This is a genomic window from Gordonibacter faecis, assembly GCF_030077735.1.
In the GTDB taxonomy this organism is placed as follows: domain Bacteria; phylum Actinomycetota; class Coriobacteriia; order Coriobacteriales; family Eggerthellaceae; genus Gordonibacter; species Gordonibacter faecis.
On sequence record NZ_JASJEU010000022.1, the window covers coordinates 142,444 to 164,764 of the forward strand.

A 22,321-nucleotide genomic window follows, 5' to 3' on the forward strand; every position below is an offset into this window, starting at 1 on the left:
ACACCACGCATAAAAAGAGGCCGCCATCCCAGCGGCCTCTTTTTATGTGGGAGTATCGCGTTGCTTAGTTGGTGCAACTGTTACGCTTCGTTGAGGGCTATGAATTTTTGGGCGTCGAGGTCTTCGAAGGTGGTTATGTAGAGGTCGGATGCGGCGTGCAACTCTTGGCGGGTGCGCGCATCGGTTGTGCTGGGAATGGCTGCAGTACGATAACCGGCGCTGCGCAACGTGCGCAGGGCGTAGGCGGAATCCTCAAATCCCCAGGTGGACTCCAAAGGCGTGCCCATCAACTCGCGGGCGCGATCGAAAACGACGGGCTCGCGCTTTGATGCCCCCACATCGTCCACTGAAAGCACGATGTTGATATACGGTGAGAAGCCAGCACGCGCCAGCCCGGCTTGCAAGTACGGCTGCGGGCTTGATGATGCCACGCTCACGTGCACGCCGTGCTCAACGAGGTCGCGCACGAACGCGAGCGCACCAGGACGCTCCTGTGCACGATTGAGGTAGTAGTCCAGCATGAGTTCATCGAGCATGCGCACCACATCGTCCGCATCGGTGCCCAGCCAGAAGCGGTTATGGAAGAACGCACCTGCCTCGGGAATGGTGAGCGTCGTAAGTTCGTTCTGCTCGGCGGGCGACAGACGCACGCCAGCCTGACGGGCAAGTTCGGCCTCCGCCTCGTGCCACACGTCCATCGAGTCCAGCAGCGTACCATCGCAATCGAAGATAACGCCGATGCGGGATGCATCCATGGGCGAATTCCTTCCTCTCGCGCACAGCGGAAGCGCTCAGCCTCCAGCCCATTCGTATTGATTGCTAGCTTAACAGATGAGTACCGCACGCAGCAGCAGGAAGGGGGGTCTTTAGACACGCCGCCCAAACGGAGGCGCCTCATCGAAAAACCCTCACAAGATGCAGCCAGTGCCGTCCCGGAACTTACGACAGATACTCGCGCTCAAAGTCCTCAATGGACTGAGGCCTGCCAATGCAATAGCCTTGGGCACGCGTGCAACCCGCTTCGCGCAAAGCAAGACGCTGCTCTTCCGACTCGATTCCTTCAGCCACCGTTTCAATGCCCAGCTGGTCGCACAACTTCGCTAAACTGCAGATCATCTGCATAGTGCGGTCTTCGGAACCCAACCCCCACACAAGCGACTTGTCAATTTTCAGCACGTCGAATTCCAGCTGGATGAACAGCGAGAAGTTCGCGTTCTCCACGCCGAAGTCATCGATAGCCACACGGAAACCGCGGCTGCGCAAATCGTCGGCTACCGTGCGCATCAGCCCATCGTTTTCTTCACGGGCCGACTCGGTTATTTCAATCTCGATAAAGGCCGGGTCAACGCCATGCGACGCCACCGTATTGGCCACCTGTTCCACAAACCCCGGCTCACCGATGGTGCGCCGCGAGAAGTTTACCGCCAGTGGCACCGCGCGCTTGTCCTCACGCTGCCAGCGCGCCACCGTAGCGCACGCCTGGTCAAGCGCGAAAAAGTCGATGTCTGCAATCTCGCCCATGTCCTCCAGCGCCGGTACGAACGAAGAGGGCAACGCCTGCACACCGCCTTCGCTGCCGCAGAAGCGGATGAGCGCCTCGGCACTCATGATCTCGCCCGTTTTCCCACACGCTTGCGGCATGAGATGAATGCTGAGCGCGCCAGCCTCCACCGCATCGCGCGCGCCACCAGGGTGCAAAAGGCCACTGACCGCCGCATCGGACGCCAAATCCACTCCTAAATCGACCGCGCGATGGCGCCCGCGCTTCGCGCTGCGCATGCGGTCGCCTGCCAGGTCAAGCAGACTGGTGGTGTTGTCGCACACCTCGTGCCAGGCCGGGCCCAGCGAAGCGGGTATTCCTTCGGACAAAAAGCGTTCGGCAGCCTGCTTTGCCAACTTCGCAAACTCTGCGTAATCGATATCAATTGCTACCGCACAAAATTCATCGTCGCCAATGCGATACACCGCATCACCGAACACCTTACGCAAACATGAGCCGATACACCGCAGCATGGCGTCACCCACCGCGCGCCCCTGTTCACGATTGATAACGGAAAGCCGGTCGGCATCCACAAGCGCAATGCCAATGCGCCGGAACGTACCACGGTCGAAATCGCGATGGAAGGCTGCGCGCGAATGCACCAGCGTCAGCGGGTCATCCCAGGTGAGTTCCGCTACCCTGCGTTGAGCCAACTCGCGCCTGAGACGAGCCGCCACCGAATTGGCGAACGCAACCAACGGCTTTTCAATAATGTCCAACCGAGCATTCTGCTTGGGATTATCCACGCCTACATAGCCAGCAAACCGACCATCTAACTCCAGCGGCACAGCCACCAAGGACGAAATGTCCTGCGCTTTCAGCACTTCATACTCTTCAGCCCGACCCCATTTGGGAAGAATATCTATGTTACTAATAAGCACGGCATCGTTTTCCGCAAACCGCTCCAACCAGGGATCAATCAGCGAAAGGGGCAGCTGTTGCAGCTGATGTTTCTGTGACGTCACCCCGTCATTGCACCATTCATGAGTGTTTGACATGTATTCGTCATCAACTTCAAAGATATAGCTTCGGTCGGCCTCCAAAAAGCGGCCCAGAATGTGCAGCGCCTCGCCGAGCGCTTGATCAATAGTGCCGTCGCCTTCGAGCGCGCGGATGCAGTCCACCACCATGACACCCGCATCGGCCAAAAACGCGAACGAGTCGTTTTTGTTTTGTAGATCGGTAACGTCGAAGGCAATCTCTAAGCGGGCCGGTTTACCGTTCCATTGAATGAGTTTATCTCGCAGCAAATAATGGCGGTTTACCAGGGTATTCGTATGCTCCCACTCATAGAACGTATCCTCGGTGAGACGGTGGCTTGTACAGAAGGGACACGGAGCCGACTGTCCCTGAAGCACCTCGTAACACGGCCTGTCGGAAACGGCCGGATCGCCATACACCTCACGGCTTGCCTTGTTCAGGTACAACAATTCATACGTCTGCGGGTCGCTGATGTATACCAATTCGGAAAGGCCATCAAGCAGGGCGTCAATTTCGGTGTTCATGGCAACCCTCCCCCTGCGCGGCCGAGCCGCATCGTGAAACGAGCCCCGTTCCGTGGGGAATGCGGGGAATAAGCCGCTCGCGCCTCCATTTTGACGGGAGCGCGAACACACTCTACTCGTATCCCTTTTTCAGATGATAAGGGTTCATTATAGAAGTAGTCCCTGATAGCTGACTAGTGGGGTGGCGTATAATGAGAGGGCCGGAGAAAGATCCGGCGGCCGTAGCCGCCGGACCTCGTTAGTCTTGGACGCGGATGACGCTCGGTGCGTCGCGCAGGACGTCGTCCAGTTCGGCGATTTCGGCCAGGACGTCGCGGACGCTCTTTTCGCGAGCGGTGTGGGTGACGTACGTGATGTTCACCGTGTCGGCATCCTTCTTGCCGCGCTGAATGACTGACAGCACGCTCACGTTGTGCTTGGCGAACACGCCAGCCATGGCAGCCAGTACGCCGGAGCGGTCGGCCACGGCGAAGCGGATGTAGTACTTCGTCTTCAGTTCTTCCATGGGCACGAGCGGCAGCTTATCGGTGCAGGTGCAGCCCACAATGGGGCCGATGCCCTGCTGCACGTGGCGCGCAATTTCCAGCACGTCGCCCATGACGGCGCTCGCCGCCGCGCCCGCGCCGGCGCCTTCGCCAAAGAACATGGTCTCGCCCACGGCGTCGCCCACCACATAGATGGCGTTGAACACGCCGTTCACGGTGGCCAGCTGGTGCGACAGCGGCAGCATGGTGGGGTGCACGCGCACGTCCACGCCCTCGGCCGTGCGGTGCGCGTGGGCCAGCAGCTTCACGCAGTAGCCCATGTCCTTGGCAATTTGCAGGTCGAGCGGCGTAATGTTGCGGATGCCCTCAGCGTACACATCGCCCAAGGTCACACGCGAGTTAAACGCGATGGACGCCAGGATGGCAATTTTGGCCGCCGCGTCAAGGCCGTCCACGTCGGCCGTGGGGTCGGCCTCGGCGAAGCCCTTCGCCTGGGCCTCGGCCAGCACGTCGGCGTAAGGCATGTCGTCTTCGGCCATGCGCGTGAGCATGTAGTTCGTCGTGCCGTTCACAATGCCCATGACCGAGCTGATTTCGTTCGCGATGAGCGAGTGCTTCAGCGGGTCGATGATGGGGATGCCGCCACCCACGCTGGCCTCGAACGCAATTTCCTTGCCGGCTTCGTCGGCCGCAGTCATAACCTCTTCGCCGTGCGTGGCCATGAGGGCTTTGTTGGCCGTGACCACGTTTTTGCCCGCGCGCAGAGCACCCACCACAATGTCGCGCGCCACGGTGGTGCCGCCGATGAGTTCAATGACAATGTCGATGTCCGGGTCGTTCAGAATGTCGTGGAAATCCTGCGTGAAGATGTCTTCCACGCCGTGGGCAATGGCCTGCTCAGGGTTGCGCGAGCACACGCGCACCAGCTCCACGTCAATGCCGTAGTGACGCTTGAAGTCGTCGCGGTGGTTCTGCAGGATGTCGATGCACCCACCGCCAACCGTCCCCGTGCCCACCAATCCCAATTTTACCGTCATGTCAGTTTCCCTTCTCTAAATATCTCGTGCCATCAGGTCTTCGTAGGTTTCGCGGCGGGTGGTTATGCGCGCTTCGCCGTCTTTCACGAACACGACGGCGGGGCGCGGTTGGCCGTTGTAGTTGCTTGACATGGTGTGATTGTAGGCGCCCGTGCCGAAGACGGCCACAATGTCGCCCACGTCGGGGCGCTGCATGGGCATGTCGATGACCACGGCGTCGCCGCTTTCGCAGTGCTTGCCGGCAATGGTCACAATCTCGGTGCGCGGCTGACCAGCCTTGTTGGCAATCACCGGCTCGTAATCGGCGTGGTAGAGCGCCGTGCGGATGTTGTCGGACATGCCGCCATCCACGGCCACGTACTTGCGAATATTCGGCAACGTTTTGATGATGCCCACGGTGTACAGCGTCACGCCCGCGTTGGCTACCAGGCTGCGACCGGGCTCCACCAGCAGGCGCGGTTCGGCCACGCCGTGCTTCGCGCAGGCTTCGTGCACGGCCGTGGTGATTGTTTCGGCGAACTGATTGATGGAGGCCGGCTGATCATCGGCCGTGTAGGCTATGCCCAGGCCACCGCCCATGTCCAATTCCTCGATGCGATAGCCGTACCCCGCCTCGATGCGCGCCATGAGGTCCACCATCACGTCAACGGCCTCGGGGTAGGAATGCAGCGAGAAAATCTGCGAACCAATGTGGCAATGCAGGCCCGCGAGGCGCACGTGCGACGTGGCGAGCACGTCCTTCACGCAGCCGTACGCGAAGTCCTCGCGCATGGTGAAGCCGAACTTCGAGTCCTCGCATCCGGTGCGAATGTACTGGTGCGTGTCGGCCTCCACACCGGGCGTGATGCGCATGTAAATGGCCTGTTCAACGCCCAGTTCGCCCGCAATTTCTGAGATGCGGCGCAGCTCAATACGACTGTCGATAATAATGCGACCCACGCCCGCGGAAATAGCTTCGCGCAACTCCTGCGGCGTTTTGTTGTTGCCGTGCATGAAGATGCGCTCGGCCGGGAAACCCGTGGTCAGCGCGCACGCCAGCTCGCCGCCGCCCGACACGTCCAGGCACAGCCCCTCGGCGTTCACAATGCGCGCCGCGTCCTTGTTGAGAAACGCCTTGCTGGCGTAGACAACATCCGTGTTCGCATAGCGGCTGCGGAACGCGTGCAGATAGGTTTCCATGCGCGTGCGCATGTCAGCCTCGTCCATGACGTAGAGCGCCGTGCCCTGTTCGCGCGCCAGTTTCACCATGTCGACGCCACCGACGAACAGGTGGTCGTCGCGCACCTCCGCCGTCAGCGGGAGGACAGCGCCCAGCTCAAGTGTGGTGCGGTGGTCGGGCTGCTTGCTGGTGTCGGATGCGGGAAGCGACATCGGGAATCCTTTCACGTACGAGCGGACTATTCCCAGTCTATCATTGCCACGCGCCCGCATGATTTCGCACGAGCAAAATGACGCATTCCTCCACCGAGGGGCGGCGAGGGGACCGCGAAGCGCGTCACACTTTTATGAAAGGCGCTCGTCGACTTTCCCCGAAGTCGAAAACATAATCAGCAAGAGGTACCTCAATACGAAGATCCGAAGGCGCGCTCGTAGGCTTCCGATAGCAGATCATCGGCGGTGGTGCCGAACGCGGCCGCGATGCGATGCATAGTGGCAAGCGTCGGATTTCCCTTACCCGCCTCAATTTCACGAAGATGGTTGTTGCTCATATTCGCAACCAAAGCGAAAACCGATTGCTCGATACCCGCATCAACACGCCGCGCTGTGACCGTAGCCCCAAACGCAACCTTAAGCGCCCGAACCTGTTCAGGCGAAGCATCTAAAGAATCAAAAGATGTATCAGATAACGCAGACATGCCGGCCAGCATAGGGGCAGACTCGTGGCATAATTAACTTTAGATAGTTAATGTTAATACAATGTCTTAATAAAGTTGAAAGAGGTGAGCGATGTCTATAGTCTTAACCTTCGAAAAGGTCATAAAAGACAAAGGCATTAACGAAAAAGAAATCGCAGAAAAACTTGGTGCAATCGTTGACCTTCCGCGAATAGAGGCAGGTAACGTTCGTGCAATACGTTTTACTACCCTCGATGCACTCTGCGTCGAACTCGACTGTCAACCTGGGGATATTCTTTTTCATGCCGCAAATAAGTGAAACGAAAGTTTATGAAAAGGGGTTGCAACAAAAACCCTTCCCACTTCATAAAAGTGTGACGTGCTTCGCGCTATTGATGACGCCAAGATGTTATGCGCATCCCTATCACCATGACGAGGGCATGTTCTTCTCTGGTTAACGTGCTTGTCTGGCTATCTTCGGAGGGGTGCAAGCGCGACGACGCGAAGCGTCTAGTCCCTTTAGGGATGGAACCGCTCCGCCATCAGGCGGAGAATGCATCCTCGACCTACGTTTTCGCGCTTCGCGCGAACGGCGCTCTGGAGAACGCCGCTACGGAGGTTATCCCTCTTGCAAGTCAATGCCTTCAAGTCAGTCAACCCGCGTCGTAAGGTAAGGGAGCGGGAAAACTTATGGCGTACTAGCTAGCGCGATAGCGCGTCACACTTTTATCCCGCGGGCAGCTCCTGCACTTTTACCTGCGAGCGACAGATACTTTATAGTCCGAACAGCGCTAGGAGGCGGTCCCAGAAGGATTGTTCGGGTTCTGGGGACTGGGGCTCTTCGGCGATGGGGGCTTTGATGGGGTCGGTGGACATGACGAATTGGACCAGGGTGACGTTGGTGTTTTTCGGGCTGGCGAAGCTGATGGGCTTGAAGTCGCTCTTGTCGTAGTCGGCCATCATGGCATCGATTTCTTGCTGCACCTTATCGGGGATAGCCTGGACCTCGGTATACAGCGCGCCTGTGCCGTCGGCCAGCTGCTGCGCGCCCGATGCCAACTGCGAGGCGCCGCCGGACAATTCACCTGCACCAACGGAAGCCTGGTTCGCGCCCGATGCCAGTTGCGAAGCGCCCGAAGCCAGCGACCCAGCACCTGCGGCGATGCCGCCCGCCCCCTCGGACAAGCTCGAAAGGCCCGTAACCAGCGCCGCAGAACCTGCCGCCAACGCGGCTGCCCCACCCGCGAGGCTTGCCGGATCGTCCGCCGCGCCTAAGCCTGCGGCCGCGCCATCGAGCGCATCCGAAGCACCCTGGGCGCCAGCGTTTCCCCCGGTCGCGGTCATGAATGCCGTGAGCGCACTTTGCATGCTGGCGGCCAAGTCGGCCGTGGCGGAGGCCGCAGTTTGGTAGGCCTGTGTGTCGTCGAGGCCCTGTGCCTTTGCGGCGGCGAACGCCTGAGCATAGCCAGCGACGTAGGTTTGCACCGCTCCCTGATATGCCTGTTCAAGAGCGGACGTATCCGCCATCTGGGAGCGCGCTTCGGCAGCCTGCGCCAACAACCCACCGCGATAGGCTTCCAGCCCGCCCGCAAGACCCGCAGCGCCGTCGGCCACGCCCTGTGCACCCGACGCGGCGTCACGTGCCCCAGCGGCCAGCTGACCTGCACCTTCAGTTAACCCGTTCGCGCCGCCAACCAGCTGACCCGCGCCCGACGCCAGCCCGCCGATGCCTTCTGCCACCTGACCTGCGCCCGACGCGAGGTTTCCCGCACCACTCGCCACGCCGTCGGCACCGCTCTTCAGTTCGCCTACGCCGTCGCCCAGCTGGCGGAACCCGGACACGAGGCCTTCGGTGTCGGGCGCCTCAATGCCCATAGAGAACGGCACAGCGGCAAACGTGATGCCACTCATTTCGAAGTCCTTCACCTGGGCCGTTGCCGTAAACGAGCCGTCCTTGCCCGGCATGCCCGTGAACGTGACCTGGGTGTCTGACCCGGCAAGCGCAATCTGCCCGTCCTCGGTGGCCACGTCCGTGGCTTTGCCCGCGGCGAAGGGCACCGTGATTTGCAGCAGGTAGTTGTCGAAGAACGCAGGGTCAACCATCGCGTCCTGCTTGGTGGTAATTTCCACCGACAGTGCGCCTGTCGCGCCACCCAGCTCAGCGGCTTCCACTGGCGTGCCGTCCAGCTTGTAGACAATCGACACCTTCCACGGCAGCGCGTGTGCACCAAGGTCGCCCTGGTAACTCAGCGAATCGCCGGCGACGTTCGCCGTGATGGCATCGCCGTTTTGGCTGATGCCGCTCGCGTCGGTGAGGTTTTCCACGGCTTGATAGTCGCCGAAATCGGTCACCGTACCGGGCGCATCCGGCTTGAGGATGTTCACCACGTAGACGTCGTCCACAGCGCCGGCCGCGGACAGCCGCGCGTACACCACTTCCTCCTTGGGCGTGGCGTTTTTCGCGTCCGCCGGCGCGGTTGCCGCGGGGGCACTCGCTGCGCCAGCGCCGCCCGACCCTTCGGCCGCAAGCGCAACGGCCGAGGTCAGCGAGCCGCCACATACACCGCTTACCAGCGTGCCCGCCAGCACCACGGACAGCGCGGCGCCCATGCGCGCCCGCGCGCCACGGCGACCATGCGCACGTTTCCGGGGCTTGTCGGGCGCCGCATTAGCGCACGGCTTCCCCTTCTCCAACGCCTCGTTCGCCTGCCCCTGCTTCAGAAGCTTCATGACGACGCCTCCTTCTTTTCGCTCTTAGTGCCTCCGTCCGCGGCGGAACCCGCCCGGAAAAAACCTGCGCGCCACGTGGTCTTCGCAATGAGCTTGTCGAAGATGAGCAGCGCCGCCGGCAAGAATGTCACAACCAGGAAGAACGACAGCAACGTGCCGCGCGCCAGCAGCAGGCCCAGCAGCGACACGATGTTGTTTGTCGAGGTCAGCCACAGCACGAGGCCTGCCGCCGTGAGAATGCTCGCGGACACAAGGATGCTTTGGAACGACGTGCCCAGCGTGCGGGCCAGCGCCTCGCGGGCGGGCATGCTGCGGCGGTGCGTGCGGTAGGTGTCCGTAAATAGGATGGCGTAGTCTACCGTGGCGCCCAGCTGCACGGTGTTGATCACGAGAAAGCCCAGGTAGTTTAGCGATTCTCCCGTGAAATACGGCACGGACAGGTTGATAAAAATGGCCGACTCGATGGTGGCAATTAAAATGACTGGAAGCGTGGCCGACTTAAACGTAAGCAGCAACACCAGCAGAATGGCCGCGATGGCAATGAGGTTCGTCACCTTGTTGTCCTCGGTCACGACGCCCTTCATGTCGTAGAGGCTGGCCGTCATGCCGGCCGTGAGGCCCTGGTCACCGTACAGGTTGCGCACTTCGTTGCGCACCTGCTCAAGCACGCCGAACGCGGTTGTGCCCTCGGACTCGGTGTCGGCGTACACCACCAGGCGCGCGTCGTGTTCGGAGTAGAACTGCTCGGTCACGGCCGGGTCCAAAAAGCCGGTGGGAATCTGCGAGCCTACGGCCATTGGGTACGACAATACGGACGTGACGTGGGGAATCTGTTCCAGGCGCTCGGCGAGTTCCAGTTCGCGTCCCATGTCGCCCTTCGGCACCAGCACCACGGCGGGCGTCGATTGGCCGAACGTGTCGTTAATGGCAGCCGTGTCGCGCGCCACGCGCGTTTGGCTTCCTTCGGTTGAGCCCATGCCGTACGTAAATTGTGTGCTGGCCTGCGCCATTGCGCACGGCACCACCAGCACCAGCACCAGCGCGAACACGGGAATGCGCAGAGGCGCCAGAACCTTCCCCACGCCTTTGAAAGTGGGTAGGAAGCGGCGATGGTGCGTTTTGTCAATGAGTTTGTAGGCGGCCAACGTGAAGGCCGGCAGGAACACCACCACGCAAATGAACGAGAACACAATGCCTTTGCAGAGCGTAATGCCCAGGTCAGCGCCTATGCGGAACTGCATGAAGCCAAGCGCTGCAAACCCGAACATAGTGGTGGCGGCCGACGCGGCGATGGCCGAGAAGCTTTGCTTCATGGCGCGGCGCATGGCCAGCACGGCGTCGGGTTCCTTCTCGCGTTCACGCTGGAACGCGTGCAGCAGGAAAATGGCGTAGTCCAGCGACACGGCCAGCTGCAGAATAGGCGCGATGGTGAACGCGATGTAGCTAACTTCGCCCAGGAAGATGTTCGTGCCCATGTTGAGCAACACCGACACGCCAATGGCCAGCAGAAAGAACACGGGCTCAATCCACGAGGTGGTGGATATGATGAGAATAAGCAGGATCAGCGGCACCAAAATGGCGAACGCGTTGGCTACCTCGCTGCCCGCCATGGCTTCGGATTCAGCCGTGTTGATGGCCTGACCAGTGGCGCTGCCGTCCTCGCCCACCACGTCGTAAATGGCTTGGAGCGCTTCGGTTTCTTCGCCTTCGGCCACGGTGACGTCGAAGAGGGCGTGGCCGTCGCGGTAGTATTGCTCCACCGTGGCCTGGTCCAGCATTTCGAGCGGAGTGCCCAGGTCAGCCACATCGTCGAGCCACAGCACGCCTTCGACACCTTGCGCGGCAGCCAGTTCGTGCTTGTACGTGAGCGCTTGTTCCACGTCCACGTTGTTCACCATGACGCGGGCGTTGGGAACGGAGGCGTCGAATTCGGCGTTCATCTGCTCCAACGCGCGCGTGGACTCGGTGGATTCAGGCAGGTACGACGTCAGGTCGTAGTTGATGGGCACGAACAGCGCGGCGACACCCGCCGCCGCGGCCAGCAAAAGCGTGACAACGACGATGGGAATGCGATGGCCCGTCACGAACGCGGTAAACCGATCCACGAACCGCCTCCTACCCTATCGTTGCGGATGCTGGGCTGGTGCCCTGGTGGCGGCGCGTGCGTGGGCGACCTCCAACTGCCGTGTTCGCGGGGCCGCCGCATGGCGGTTTCTCGCGTGAAACGGCAACACCCTGTTGATTATCTTTCTTCAATACTGTTATATTGCATTATGCCGATTCTGCAACCGATAATATCTTCGCAAATGTCGGCAAACCGACATCTGGTACGAAAATGTCGGGAAAGCCTTCCTTCGAACCCTCGGACAGGAGGGGCATCATGAAGCAAGACCACCGCGTACGTCTGACAAAAATGCTGCTCCGCGAGGCATTTCTGGATCTTCTGCTGGAAAAGCCCGTGGCGAAAATCACCGTAAAGGAACTGTGCGACAAAGCTGGTGTCAATCGGGCAACGTTTTACGCTCATTACCGCGACCTGTTTGACCTGCATGAGGAAATCGAGCAGGATCTGGCGCACACCATCATGCACTCGCTGAACACGACGCAGCCCGGCAACCTGTTTAGCGCGTTCAGCACCGCCATTTGCTCCATCATTGTTGAGCATCAGCGCTCGTGCCAGGCCATTTTTGGCGAATTCGGCGACCCGGACTTTCCGCTGCGCGTGGTGGAGACGCTGCGCGAGAGCAGTCTGGCACTGTGGCACGAGGAACGTCCCGAGGTGCCGAAAGACGAGCTCAACCGCTTCTACACGTTCGCCGCGAATGGATGCCTCGCCGTCGTGCGCGCCTGGGTGCAAAACGACATGCAAGAAAGCCCCGAAACCATCGCCTGCTTCATAGAAAAAATGACCACCAAAGGCCTCGCCTCCCTCTGACCCCCTAACGCCGCCCGCGTGCATTATTTTTTCGTGCGTCTTTTTTCGTTGCTGAATTTTTCGCTGTCATTTTTTGGCGCTCCCTTTATTGCACTCCATTTTTGGTGCGTGATTTTTTGATTGTTGGAATGTTTCACGTGAAACATTTGGGGTTTACGAAAAAAGTTGTTGTTCTTTATGCTGAGAATTACCTGTTCACAAGCTTAGTGCTGAAAAAGTTAGTATTCCTAGGGAGTTGCTAGTATTTATTTTATTCTTTTTGGCGTATAATAGGGCGAACCGGAACAGCCGGAGACCGAGAGAGGAGCATCATGGCAGTGCAAGAACCGTCCATCGATCAGTGGCTCAAAGAGGCGAAGCAGGACCCGAAAGCTGCGCAGTGCGGCATGTTCCTGACGCATAACGGCATCGTGCGCATCACGCCGAAAAAGCAGGTGCGCGAAGGCGTCGAAGGCTTGGGCGAAGTGACTCACGTTGAATTCTCGTACGATAAAGAGGGCGTCGAAAAAGCCGTCGAAGAGGCGCTGACCTGGCCCGGCGTGTACTATGTACGCACGTGGCTGAACGAAGGCGTACTGGGCGTGGGCGACTCCATCATGTACGTGCTCATCGGAGCGGACATTCGCCCGAACTGCATTGATGCGCTCCAGAAGCTCGTCGGGAAGATCAAAAACGACCTCGTGGTGGAGAAGGAAATCTACGCCTAGGTTTTCACCAAGGTTCACAAGAACGCAACACATATCATTTTGAGGGACGGATGTTTCACGTGAAACATCCGTTCTTTTATTTGGAATTACTTTTTCGCCAATCGTTATTTCAGCAACGATATTTTGATGCGCGAAAAAATGAGTGGCGAAAGTGAGTGACGGGGATAGATGGATGGATGGCGGGGAATGAGCAAAGAATGGTTTGTGGGACAACGAAAAAATGAGTGGTTGGGTGGGATCACGAAAATTTCAGAAAAATAAATGTAATGAAAAAATGAGTGATTGAGAGAGGCGGAAATGAAAGGGAGAAGCCGGGAGATATGGGTGGCGGGGTGGGTGGGAGGTTGTTTTTCTTGGTGGGGAATATTCTTAGGTGGGAATAGATTTGGGGTAGTATAATGAGGGAGACGTGGGTGTTAAGTAAGGGAGGGTTTGGTATGGGTGAGAAGATTATGGACGGGTTTCCTTCTCGGGAAGAGGCATTAAAAGACTTTTTTGCTGCTTGGGAGCCTGCGGCGGAGGCGACGGCTACCGAACTCGTGAGCCTTGATGAAGCGGTTGGGCGCATTCTGGCGCGCGCGTTGTTCTCCATCAACACCCTGCCCGTTGTGCGAGCCTCGGCGTGTGATGGCATTGCCGTAAAGTCGGAGGCTTTCGCAAACGGGCTGCCTGACACCAGCACCTGGCACCTTGGCGAAGACTACGTGCGCGCCGACACGGGCGACGATTTCCCTGATGCGTACGACGCGGTCATCATGATAGAGAAAGCTGCCCTCCAGCCCGACGGCTCCGTCATCCTTGACGACGACGTGCAGGTGCAGCCCGGCACGAACGTACGCCCTGCTGGCAGCACCATCAAGGCCGGCGCGCCGCTCATGAAAGCGGGCCTGCCCATTCGTCCAACCGACCTCGCCACGCTTGCCATGGGCGGTGTCACCATGGTGCCCGTGCGCCGCAAGCCGCGCATCGCGTTCATCCCCACCGGAAGCGAACTCGTTCCCGCCGGCATAGCACCGCGGCGCGGGCAAAACGTGGACACAAACAGCCTGATGGTGAAGCACCTGCTGCACGAATACGGCGCGGAACCCCTCATCTTCCCCATCGTGCATGACGACGAAGCGGCCCTGGAGCGCGCATTCACGGAGGCGCTCGCCATTGCCGACGCCGTGATAATCAACGGCGGCTCAGCCGTGGGTGAAGAAGATTTTAACGTGCGCATGATTGAGCGGCGCGGGCGCGTGGTGCACCACTACATCGCCGCCGTGCCGGGACGCCCCCTCATGATGGCCGTCGCCAACGGCAAACCAGTCATTGACCTGCCCGGACCAACACTCGCGGCCTACTTCGGCGCGCAGTGGTGCCTCCAGGCCATCGTCGCGCGCTTCCTCGGCATTCCCGTGTTGCACCACCCCACGGTGAAGGCGCGTGCCGCGGCCGACGTGTCATGCCCGCCCCAGATGGCGAACATCGCGCGCGTGAACTTGGTGCATGACGAAGAAAGTCCCACGGGCTATACGGCGCACTTCCTGAATTTCAACGCTGGTGATATGGCGGCTTGCATGGCCAGCAACGCCCAGCGCGTGTCGCCCCTCGGCGAACGCGGCTTTGCGGCCGAGGACATAATTGACGTTGAACTGCTCCGCAGCGAGGAATACATCGACTGAGACAACCTATCGCGCCTGTTCAGCTTACCCGCGCGCCCACACGCCCGCCGCGGCGCACGCCACCCTAATCGCGCCGCGCAAAAATCAGCGACAGCGCCTCAGCGCGCGTCGCCTGGCTGCGCTCGAACGCGCCACGCACGGCGCTGGTCGTGGTCTTCGCGCCCGCCTTCTTCACGCCGCGCATGCTCATACACAGATGCTCGGCCTCCAGCACCACGATGACGCCCTGCGGATGCAGCTGCTCAATAAGTGTGTCGGCAATTTGCGAGGTCAGACGCTCTTGCACCTGCGGCCGCTTCGCAAACACGTCCACCAGACGTGCCAACTTCGACAGCCCACAAATGCGTCCGTCAGCCGCTGGAATGTAGGCCACGTGCGCCATGCCAAAAAACGGCACCAGATGATGCTCGCACATGGAGTAGAAGGGAATGTCGCGCACCAGCACCATTTCCTCGTGGTGTTCGTCGAACGTGGTGGCGAAATGCTCGGCCGGGTCTTGGCCCAGACCAGCAAACACTTCCTCGTACATGCGCGCCACGCGCGCAGGTGTCTCGCGCAAGCCCTCTCGATCGGGGTCTTCGCCCACACCTTCCAGAATAAGCCGCACGCCCTCTTCGATTTTTGCTGAATCCATAGCTGCTTTGCCCGCTTTCTCACACTGGCTGTCGCGACCATCATAGCATGACGTTTTCGCAGAAGAACGGGGCTGTCGGCAAAAAGAGAGAAGACCCGGCGGGGAGGGAGGGTGCCGGGTCTTCACGTTGAAGGAGGGCCGCCGCACAGTGCGGCCCGGGAAGGTTATCGTCGGGCGTGCGCCCGCTCGTCAACCGCAGAAACTCCGCGGCTTGACCAGCGCCAGCCAGCACGGCCAGCACAAGCTCAGTGCCGCAGCGTTACGCCACCTGCCGCTCGCGCAGCTCGTGGCACGTACCGCACTGGAAGACACCCTGGTGGTGGCACTGAGCGCACCACTTCATGGCATCCTTCTGCACGTTCTTGGTGTGAATCTTATGGCAGTCGGTGCACGTCGGAACGTTCGCGTCGTGCTGCTCGTTGCTTGCATACTCGTGAGGGTTCTGCACGGCTCCCTTGTCATCCTTGAAGTTCGTGTTGTCCGCGGTGATCACCGCCATGTCAGCCAAAGTGCCGTGGCACGCCGGATCCTGGCACGTCTGCGCGTCAACCGTCACCACGGTGGCCTTCGACGCAGGCTTGTCCGCGTACGTCACGCCCTCGTGGGCGGTCTTCAGCGTGGCTTCCTCGGTATGGCACTGGCTGCACTGCATGTCACCATGCTCCATAGCCTGGGGATACGCCGCGTCAGTCATCGTGCCCGCCTCGGTGGTGTGGCACGTCTTGCAGTCGATGTCCATGGTCCAGTCCACCGTCTGCGTTGCCATGGGGTCTTCCTTTTGGGACTGCTTAGCCGGAGCCTCGCCGTCGCCCGCCTGCTTGGGAGAGCACCCGACAACCGAGCCCAAAGCAACAGCGAGCAGCAGCACGGCAACCGCGATAGCCAGCACCACAAAGCCCCTGTTGGCGGTTTTTGTCGTTGCGTTCGTCATAGTATTCCTATCGTGTCAGCAACCCGGCCAGCCAGGGGCCAGCCGGGTTCGATGCAGTTCGAAGCGCCGCCCGGGGAGGGAGGGGGCGGCGCTTCATGTGGTCAAGCGCGCGGGTGCCTACTTCTTGGCGTCCCACGGCTCCAAACCGGCGCAGTGGCGGCCAGCAATACGGCCCCACACCATGTTCTCGGAGTTGTTACCGCCGGTGATGCCATAGCTGTGAGCCTGGAAGTTGCCGAAGCTGCCCGCAGCGTACAGGCGCGGAATCACGTTGCCGGCCGGGTCCAGGACCTCGGCGTTCACGTTCTTCTTCGGGCCGCCCAGCGTGGAGCAGGAACCGGGGTAGATGGAGATGGCGTAGTACGGGCCATTTTCGGTGAGCTTGTTTTCCTCGGCGGTAAGCTCGCGGTCGAAACGCGGGTCCTTGCCGGCGTCGCAGAAGGACTGGTACTCGTCGAACGTGGCTTTCAGCGTGTCAACGTCCATCCAGTGGTCGAATTCCTTGATCTTCTTGGCGAGGTCCTCAAGCGTGTCGCCCTTCAGCACCCAGCCGCGCTCGATTTCCACCTGGTTATCGTTGGACCAGCCGTCCCATGCGCGAATCTCATCAGGCAGGTCGGTGGTGTAGTTGCCGCATTCGAACCAGCCGCCCTGCTGCGTGCCCATGGGGCCGCCGTCGATGCCCTTCTGGTCGAAGATCTGCCACGACGGAATGCGATCGTAGTCGTCAATCTTGTCGCTGAACGACATGAGGGTGTGCCAACCGTTGTGCGCGGTGCCGCCAGTCTTCGCCTCGTTCTGATAGCGCTTACCCAGGCGGTTCACCGTGAAGAATGCGTCGGACTGCGGGCTGGCGAAAATGGCGAAGTCGTAGTCGGGGTCGCGCGTCCACATGGCGGTGGTGGAAATAACCATGCCCATGTGCCACAGCTTCGCGCCCACTTCTTCAACCATGCGGATGCCGTCGCCGGTGTTGTACTGCCAACCCTCGAACTTGAACGGGTAAATCTTCAGGTACTCGTTCTTCAGATCTTCGTTGAATTCGAAGCCGCCGGTGCACAGCACCACGCCCTTGCGGGCCTTGATGGTTTTCTCAGCGCCATCTTCCATGAAACGCACGCCGCAGATTTCCTTCGTGGCGGGGTTCTGGATGAGGTGTTCGTCGGTGCACTTGAACTTGATCTCGATGGGAAGGCCCAGCTCAGCGCGCTTGGCTTCCAGCTCGTGGAACGTTGTCATGCCGAAGCCCTCGACGTTGGACACGCCGATGCAGCCGGCGTACTTGCCGTCGTCCAGGAACCAGTACTCGGGAATGGTGCCAGCCAGCGCCTGTTCAGCCACCTCGTAGGTCATGCCGTACTTGTCGGCGTAGTCGGTGTGCTGCTTGGCCTCGGCAATGTAAGCATCAATCATGTCCTCTTCAATAAGGCCATGGCCGAACGCCACGCAGTACTCGCGGAACAGCTTCTCGTCCTTGATGACCGTCCACTCGCCGTTGTTGATGCGGCTGTTGCCACCGCCCTCGACGGGAGCCTTCTCCAGAATAACAACCTCGGAGCCGCCCTCATCAGCAGCGATCAGCGAAGACCACATGCCCGCTCCACCGTAACCAACCACCACGACGTCGGTCTCGTAATCCCACGACTTCGGCTGCCACTCGGTGGAAGCAGCCGACGCGCCGCCCTCGGCCGAGCAACCCGCAAGCGCGGCGGTGCCAGCAACAGCAGCACCGGCTACCGCGGCGCCCTTCAGGAAATTACGGCGTGAAATCTCACTCATAGTTCCTCCTTGCGAATGACGGGCTCCTTTGATCCTCGCTCCCCGCGACGACGTCCCCCTCCACGGCAGACAGCCCGTCCGTCAGCGCTGCATTCTAAAGACGCGCGCCCTCGCGCACACCCGATGGTGGGTGTGATTGTTGATGAAATTCTTAAATCAATGTTTGAACAGGGGAAATAAACCCTCCTCACATTCTTAATCCGATTGTAAAAGCAGTATTCTTCAAGGTAGTATTGTTGACGTTGCCGCGTATCGTCACGATAAGGGGATGCACGGGGCGCCTGACGCGTCGGCTTTGCACGCTACGCAGCACAAGGGGAAGCGGTTGGCGCGATGGCGCGCCGGGCCGCTTTGGGGGAGGATAAGCCTGGGGAGGCTGAATTACGCATGGGGAATAACGCATCTGCGCCGTCTCGTCGCGACACAAAGCGCACGAAGGGCTGCAGCCCAAAACCAGACGAGAGCGTGCACACAGAAGTAGCGGCCAGCGACAGCGAAGGCAGCGACTCATCGAAACCTGCCACACCCGGCCGCTTCTCGCTTGACTACCTTATAGTAATAGTAGGCTTCGGCCTGTGTCGTGCATGGATTGTGTTCAGCCTGTCTGCGTCGGTGGCCAGCCTTGAATCACGCACCGACTGGGTGTTTCTGGTGGCGGGCGCCGTGACGGCTGCGCTGGCAGCGCTTGTCATGACGCGCATTGTGGGAAGCCTGGCCCGCATGCACGAGCGGCTGACCGAGATCATGCTAGGGATGGTGGCGTCGTCGGCTTTGTGCGTGCCAGCAGCGGTATGGCTGGACTCGCCCTCTCTTTTGCTGTTGGGGCTGATCACGGGCGGTGCCGCGTCGGGCTTGCTCCAAGTTATGTGGGGCGAGCGTTTCGCCGCGCAAGACCTCTACTTCTCGCTGGCGTGCGCGCCGGCCGCGGCCATTGTGACGGGACTCGTGCTGGCCATGTCCTCGGAGACAAACCAGCTGGTATTTATCGCGCTGCCCATCATATCGGTGGCGCTGCTGGCGCTGGAATGCAAACGCTGCAACATTGTGTGGAAGACGGGGCTTCCCGAGGGCCAACTGGAAGATGACGAGCCCGAGCCCACCGCCGCAGCCGCCGCGCAACCAGCAGCGTCGCGCGAGCGCATGCGCCTGGATGCCATGTCGGCGAAACTCATGATTACCATTATGGTGTTCTCGTTTTTGGTGCGCATGTTCGACGCGTTTCCCATTGTGGGCGACGACCCGTTTGACCTCTTTGGTGGCATTGGATCATTTAGCCTGGTGCTGGTGGGTGCCATATTTCTTATCATCGCGTTCTTCATCAAAGACCGCATGAACATTTCGCTGGTGTATCGGCTGTCGCTGCCTATTATGATTGCGGGGCTTATTGCCATTGCACTGGTGTTTGGGCAGCGCGCGCCGCTGTCGGTGATGCTTATTGCCATTGGCTATGAGCTGTTCGACATTTTGTCATGGGTGCTGTTTAGCGAGGTCGCGCGCCGTAAAGGGCCGGACGCGGCACCGTATGTGTTCGGTATTGGCGTGGCGTACATGTTCGTGGGCATGGCTGCTGGCTACCTGGCCAGCGCCGTCATGAGCCCGCTTGTGCAGGACGGCTCGCTGCAGTTGAGCGCGGTGGCACTGGTGGCCATTCTGTGCTTGGTGGTGATCTCGTTCATGGTGCTGCCGGAAAGCATGGTGTCGTCGCTTTCGCACTTGGGCACCAGCAAGAAGCAGGAGAAAGAAAAGCCCGCCGATCAGGCCGAACCGCAAGAACCCCAGCTCACCCTAGAGCAGAAATGCGCGGGCGTGGCCCAACAGTGCGGCCTCACGCCACGCGAGAACGAGGTGCTGGAATTCCTGGCGCGCGGGCGCACGCTGTCCATTGTGGCACGTGACCTGCACATTGCGAAGAACACCGCGCGCACCCACATCGAGAAGATCTACCAGAAAACGGGCATCCACAAGCAACAGGACCTCATCGACTTTGTGGAAGAGTGGACCGCCGACGAAGGCGATGCCGCCCCGCAGCGGTGACGCGCGCGGCAGGCGAGCGCACTTGCGGGCGCCGGGGGCGCAGCGGGGCGCGACACGCCACCCACGCCGGACACCCTCCCCCGCAACCAGCGCCTACAGCACCGGCTTCCGCTCCAAAAGATGCTTGAGCGCCTCCATGGCCTGGTAATCCGGGTTCGGAATTACCTCCGGCCCGTCTTCGCCTTCCACCGTCAGTGTCTCGGGCAGCAGCGAATCATCGGGAAGCTCATGAGCGCCTTCGATAGTGACGCCGTATAACTCGTCGCCCACGCGCAGCTTGTGCACGACATCGAGCCCCTCAATCACCTGGCCAAACACCGTGAACTTGTCGTCGTATTCCGGATGATCCGCCAGCGAAAAGAAGAACTGACAGCTGCCGCTATCAGGCGTTTTTTTGTGCGTGAGCGAGAGCGACCCCTCCACATGGTGGTTATTCGGATTGTCGTTCCACTCATCCTTAATAAGGTAGCCGGCGTCGCCCATGCCGGGGTGCACGGCGCGAATCTGCTCGCGCACGGCCATGCGCACCTGCTGCGGACGCAGCGGCCGCGTGATGGGGCAGCCGCCCACCACCACGTCGCCCTCCTTGCGGCTGTAGAAATTCAGATCGTTGTAGAACCCCTTCAACGCCAGCTCGATGAAGTTCCCCGTGGTGAGCGGCGCGCCCACGCCGTCCAGCTTCACCTTGATGGTGCCCTTCGCGGTTTCAAACACGGCCGTTTCCTCGCCCGACGGAACGTAGCGCGGCGTGTACAGCGGCTTGATAATTTGACCCATGTACCTCCCCTTCCCTACCCTGCGTGCTTCTTTCGCCTGCCCACTCTAACGCTGCGGGCGCACTACGGCATCGGATTGACAATCCTATTTCACACCAGTCGCAGGTAGAACGCGTAGCGTGGTAGGCTGTGACCAAGAAAAGCCAAGGGAAGGACCCGCCATGGAACACATACCATCGAACGCGAAAACAACCGGCACATCGCTTGACGCGAAAGCGTACGAGAAGCCGTCCGAGGACGCGCTGCGCAAGCGGCTCACGGCCGAGCAGTTCGACGTAACGCAGAACGCCGCCACCGAGCGCCCCTTCACCGGCGAGTATTACAACAACACCGTGCCCGGCATCTATGTGGACGTGGCCACCGGCGAGCCACTGTTCTCGTCGACCGACCAGTACGACGCCGGCTGCGGCTGGCCCAGCTTCACCAAGCCCATCGACCCCAACGTGGTGTCCGAATGGGCTGATGACAGCCACGGCATGAACCGCGTGGAGGTGAAGAGCCGTGTGGGCGAATCGCACCTCGGCCACGTGTTCAACGACGGCCCCACCGAAGAAGGCGGCCTCCGCTACTGCATCAACAGCGCCTCCCTGCGCTTCGTCCCCCTCGAAGACATGGAAGCCGAAGGCTACGGCGACCTAAAACCCTAGTCAAAGGCAAGAAGTAGCACACAGCAATGAGTCAAATCTGACATACTAATTTCCGAGCTTGGGCCATTTTCGTTTCGCGCCCCCCTACAGTGCCAGCTCAATTCCTACCGGGCAGTGGTCGCTGCCGTAGACTTCGTCGTAGATGCAGGCGCTTTCTATCTGGGGGGCCAGCGACTCGCTCACCAGGAAGTAGTCGATGCGCCAGCCGGCGTTTGTTTGGCGGGCCTTGAAGCGGTAGCTCCACCAGGAGTAAGCGCCGGTCACGTCCGGGTGCAGGTGGCGGAATGAATCCACGAAGCCCGCGTCCAATAGGTCGGTGAACTTCCCGCGTTCCTCGTCGGAGAAGCCCGCTTTGCCGCGGTTCGGGCCCGGGTTCTTCAGGTCGATCTCCTGGTGCGCCACGTTGAAGTCGCCGCACATGACCACGGGTTTTGGCTCGGCCGTCTCGCCCGGCTGTGTAAGCGGCAGCTCGGAGATGGTCACATGCCCCTCGCCCGGCGCTGGGCGCTCAACCGGCACGCCGGCGGGCAGCACGCCTTCCTCAAGCCCCTTGCAGAAGTCGCGGAACGCGTCGTCCCACTCCATGCGGTGCGCGATGCGCGCCAGCTCGTTCTGCGCGTTCGGCGTGTACACGTCCACGAACCAGAACTTCTCGAACTCCAGCGCTACGATACGCCCCTCGGCATCCAGATAGTCCGACCCCAAACCATGCAGCACCTGTAGCGGCTGCTCCTTGCAAAACACCGCCGTGCCGGAGTAGCCCTTCTTCTGCGCGTAACTCCAATACTCGCGATATTGTGGCAGGTCAAGCGTGGCCTGGCCCTCTTGCAGCTTCGTCTCCTGCAGCGCCACAATGTCCGCGTCGAATTCGCACACGATGTCCTCGAACCCCTTTTGCAGCACGGCACGCAAGCCGTTCACATTCCACGAGATGAAGCGCATAGCATCCTCCTCCGTCGCCGCCCCGCGGCGCTCCCAAGCACAGTGCGACCAGTATAGCCGAGCAAGGAGAAGCGGCAAAACGGGAAGAAATGGTGCTTGGGGAAGAGGTGCTTGCTTTAGGGAAGGTATGCCGCTTCGCG

Annotated in this window: 18 protein-coding genes; 6 read left to right on the top strand and 12 right to left on the bottom strand. The window is 60.4% G+C overall.

Annotated elements, in window-relative coordinates; genetic code table 11:
• Positions 1-80 precede the first annotated feature (80 nt).
• The 5 genes from QNJ86_RS11335 to QNJ86_RS11355 form a co-directional block, all read right to left on the bottom strand.
• Positions 81-755, bottom strand: a complete 675-nt coding sequence (locus tag QNJ86_RS11335) for an HAD family hydrolase (RefSeq protein WP_283832740.1) — start codon at positions 753-755, stop codon at positions 81-83.
• 184 nt (positions 756-939) lie between these two features.
• A complete protein-coding gene (locus QNJ86_RS11340) occupies positions 940-3,045 on the bottom strand; it encodes a sensor domain-containing diguanylate cyclase (protein ID WP_283832741.1) in 2,106 nt (701 codons plus the stop codon).
• Positions 3,046-3,283: 238 nt separating this feature from the next.
• Entirely contained in the window at positions 3,284-4,567 is a 1,284-nt protein-coding gene (locus QNJ86_RS11345; protein ID WP_283832742.1) for a homoserine dehydrogenase, read from the bottom strand.
• Between the two features lie 15 nt (positions 4,568-4,582).
• On the bottom strand, positions 4,583-5,938 hold the full coding sequence (gene lysA / locus QNJ86_RS11350) for a diaminopimelate decarboxylase (protein WP_283832743.1): 1,356 nt from the start codon (positions 5,936-5,938) through the stop codon (positions 4,583-4,585).
• Positions 5,939-6,129: 191 nt separating this feature from the next.
• Positions 6,130-6,435 (bottom strand): helix-turn-helix domain-containing protein, encoded by a 306-nt coding sequence (locus QNJ86_RS11355; protein WP_283832744.1) that lies wholly within the window; start codon positions 6,433-6,435, stop codon positions 6,130-6,132.
• Positions 6,436-6,514: 79 nt separating this feature from the next.
• Here QNJ86_RS11355 and QNJ86_RS11360 point away from each other — a divergent pair, with 79 nt between their 5' ends.
• Positions 6,515-6,721 (top strand): helix-turn-helix domain-containing protein, encoded by a 207-nt coding sequence (locus QNJ86_RS11360; RefSeq protein WP_283832745.1) that lies wholly within the window; start codon positions 6,515-6,517, stop codon positions 6,719-6,721.
• A 455-nt stretch (positions 6,722-7,176) separates the two neighbouring features.
• On the opposite strand, the gene QNJ86_RS11365 is transcribed toward QNJ86_RS11360, so the two are convergent.
• On the bottom strand, positions 7,177-9,132 hold the full coding sequence (locus QNJ86_RS11365; protein ID WP_283832746.1) for a hypothetical protein: 1,956 nt from the start codon (positions 9,130-9,132) through the stop codon (positions 7,177-7,179).
• Positions 9,129-11,237 (bottom strand): efflux RND transporter permease subunit, encoded by a 2,109-nt coding sequence (locus QNJ86_RS11370; protein ID WP_283832747.1) that lies wholly within the window; start codon positions 11,235-11,237, stop codon positions 9,129-9,131. Before QNJ86_RS11370 ends, QNJ86_RS11365 begins: the two co-directional genes overlap by 4 nt.
• 275 nt (positions 11,238-11,512) lie before the next feature.
• Here QNJ86_RS11370 and QNJ86_RS11375 point away from each other — a divergent pair, with 275 nt between their 5' ends.
• The 3 genes from QNJ86_RS11375 to QNJ86_RS11385 all read left to right on the top strand — a co-directional run bounded on the left by QNJ86_RS11375 (position 11,513) and on the right by QNJ86_RS11385 (position 14,438).
• On the top strand, positions 11,513-12,067 hold the full coding sequence (locus tag QNJ86_RS11375; RefSeq protein ID WP_283832748.1) for a TetR/AcrR family transcriptional regulator: 555 nt from the start codon (positions 11,513-11,515) through the stop codon (positions 12,065-12,067).
• A gap of 311 nt (positions 12,068-12,378) precedes the next feature.
• Positions 12,379-12,774 (top strand): molybdenum cofactor biosynthesis protein MoaE, encoded by a 396-nt coding sequence (locus QNJ86_RS11380; RefSeq protein ID WP_283832749.1) that lies wholly within the window; start codon positions 12,379-12,381, stop codon positions 12,772-12,774.
• 437 nt (positions 12,775-13,211) lie between these two features.
• A complete protein-coding gene (locus tag QNJ86_RS11385) occupies positions 13,212-14,438 on the top strand; it encodes a molybdopterin molybdotransferase MoeA (RefSeq protein WP_283832750.1) in 1,227 nt (408 codons plus the stop codon).
• A 64-nt stretch (positions 14,439-14,502) separates the two neighbouring features.
• Here the strand turns inward: QNJ86_RS11385 and folE are convergent, their stop codons facing one another.
• The 3 genes from folE to QNJ86_RS11400 all read right to left on the bottom strand — a co-directional run bounded on the left by folE (position 14,503) and on the right by QNJ86_RS11400 (position 17,782).
• Positions 14,503-15,072 (bottom strand): GTP cyclohydrolase I FolE, encoded by a 570-nt coding sequence (folE, locus tag QNJ86_RS11390; protein ID WP_283832751.1) that lies wholly within the window; start codon positions 15,070-15,072, stop codon positions 14,503-14,505.
• A gap of 259 nt (positions 15,073-15,331) precedes the next feature.
• Positions 15,332-16,003: a cytochrome c3 family protein gene (locus QNJ86_RS11395; RefSeq protein ID WP_283832752.1), complete on the bottom strand. Its 672-nt coding sequence runs from the start codon at positions 16,001-16,003 to the stop codon at positions 15,332-15,334.
• Between the two features lie 117 nt (positions 16,004-16,120).
• Positions 16,121-17,782, bottom strand: coding sequence for an FAD-dependent oxidoreductase (locus QNJ86_RS11400; protein ID WP_283832753.1), 1,662 nt, complete (start codon positions 17,780-17,782; stop codon positions 16,121-16,123).
• A 387-nt stretch (positions 17,783-18,169) separates the two neighbouring features.
• Here QNJ86_RS11400 and QNJ86_RS11405 point away from each other — a divergent pair, with 387 nt between their 5' ends.
• Positions 18,170-19,816, top strand: coding sequence for a LuxR family transcriptional regulator (locus tag QNJ86_RS11405; RefSeq protein WP_283832754.1), 1,647 nt, complete (start codon positions 18,170-18,172; stop codon positions 19,814-19,816).
• Positions 19,817-19,909: 93 nt separating this feature from the next.
• Here the strand turns inward: QNJ86_RS11405 and QNJ86_RS11410 are convergent, their stop codons facing one another.
• Positions 19,910-20,593: a peptidylprolyl isomerase gene (locus QNJ86_RS11410; protein ID WP_283832755.1), complete on the bottom strand. Its 684-nt coding sequence runs from the start codon at positions 20,591-20,593 to the stop codon at positions 19,910-19,912.
• Between the two features lie 160 nt (positions 20,594-20,753).
• On the opposite strand from QNJ86_RS11410, the gene msrB reads away from it, so the two are divergent.
• The gene (gene msrB / locus QNJ86_RS11415; RefSeq protein ID WP_283832756.1) at positions 20,754-21,239 is read left to right on the top strand and encodes a peptide-methionine (R)-S-oxide reductase MsrB; all 486 of its coding nucleotides are present in this window, start codon (positions 20,754-20,756) and stop codon (positions 21,237-21,239) included.
• A gap of 84 nt (positions 21,240-21,323) precedes the next feature.
• On the opposite strand, the gene QNJ86_RS11420 is transcribed toward msrB, so the two are convergent.
• Positions 21,324-22,181, bottom strand: coding sequence for an exodeoxyribonuclease III (locus QNJ86_RS11420; RefSeq protein ID WP_283832757.1), 858 nt, complete (start codon positions 22,179-22,181; stop codon positions 21,324-21,326).
• Positions 22,182-22,321: the final 140 nt, after the last annotated feature.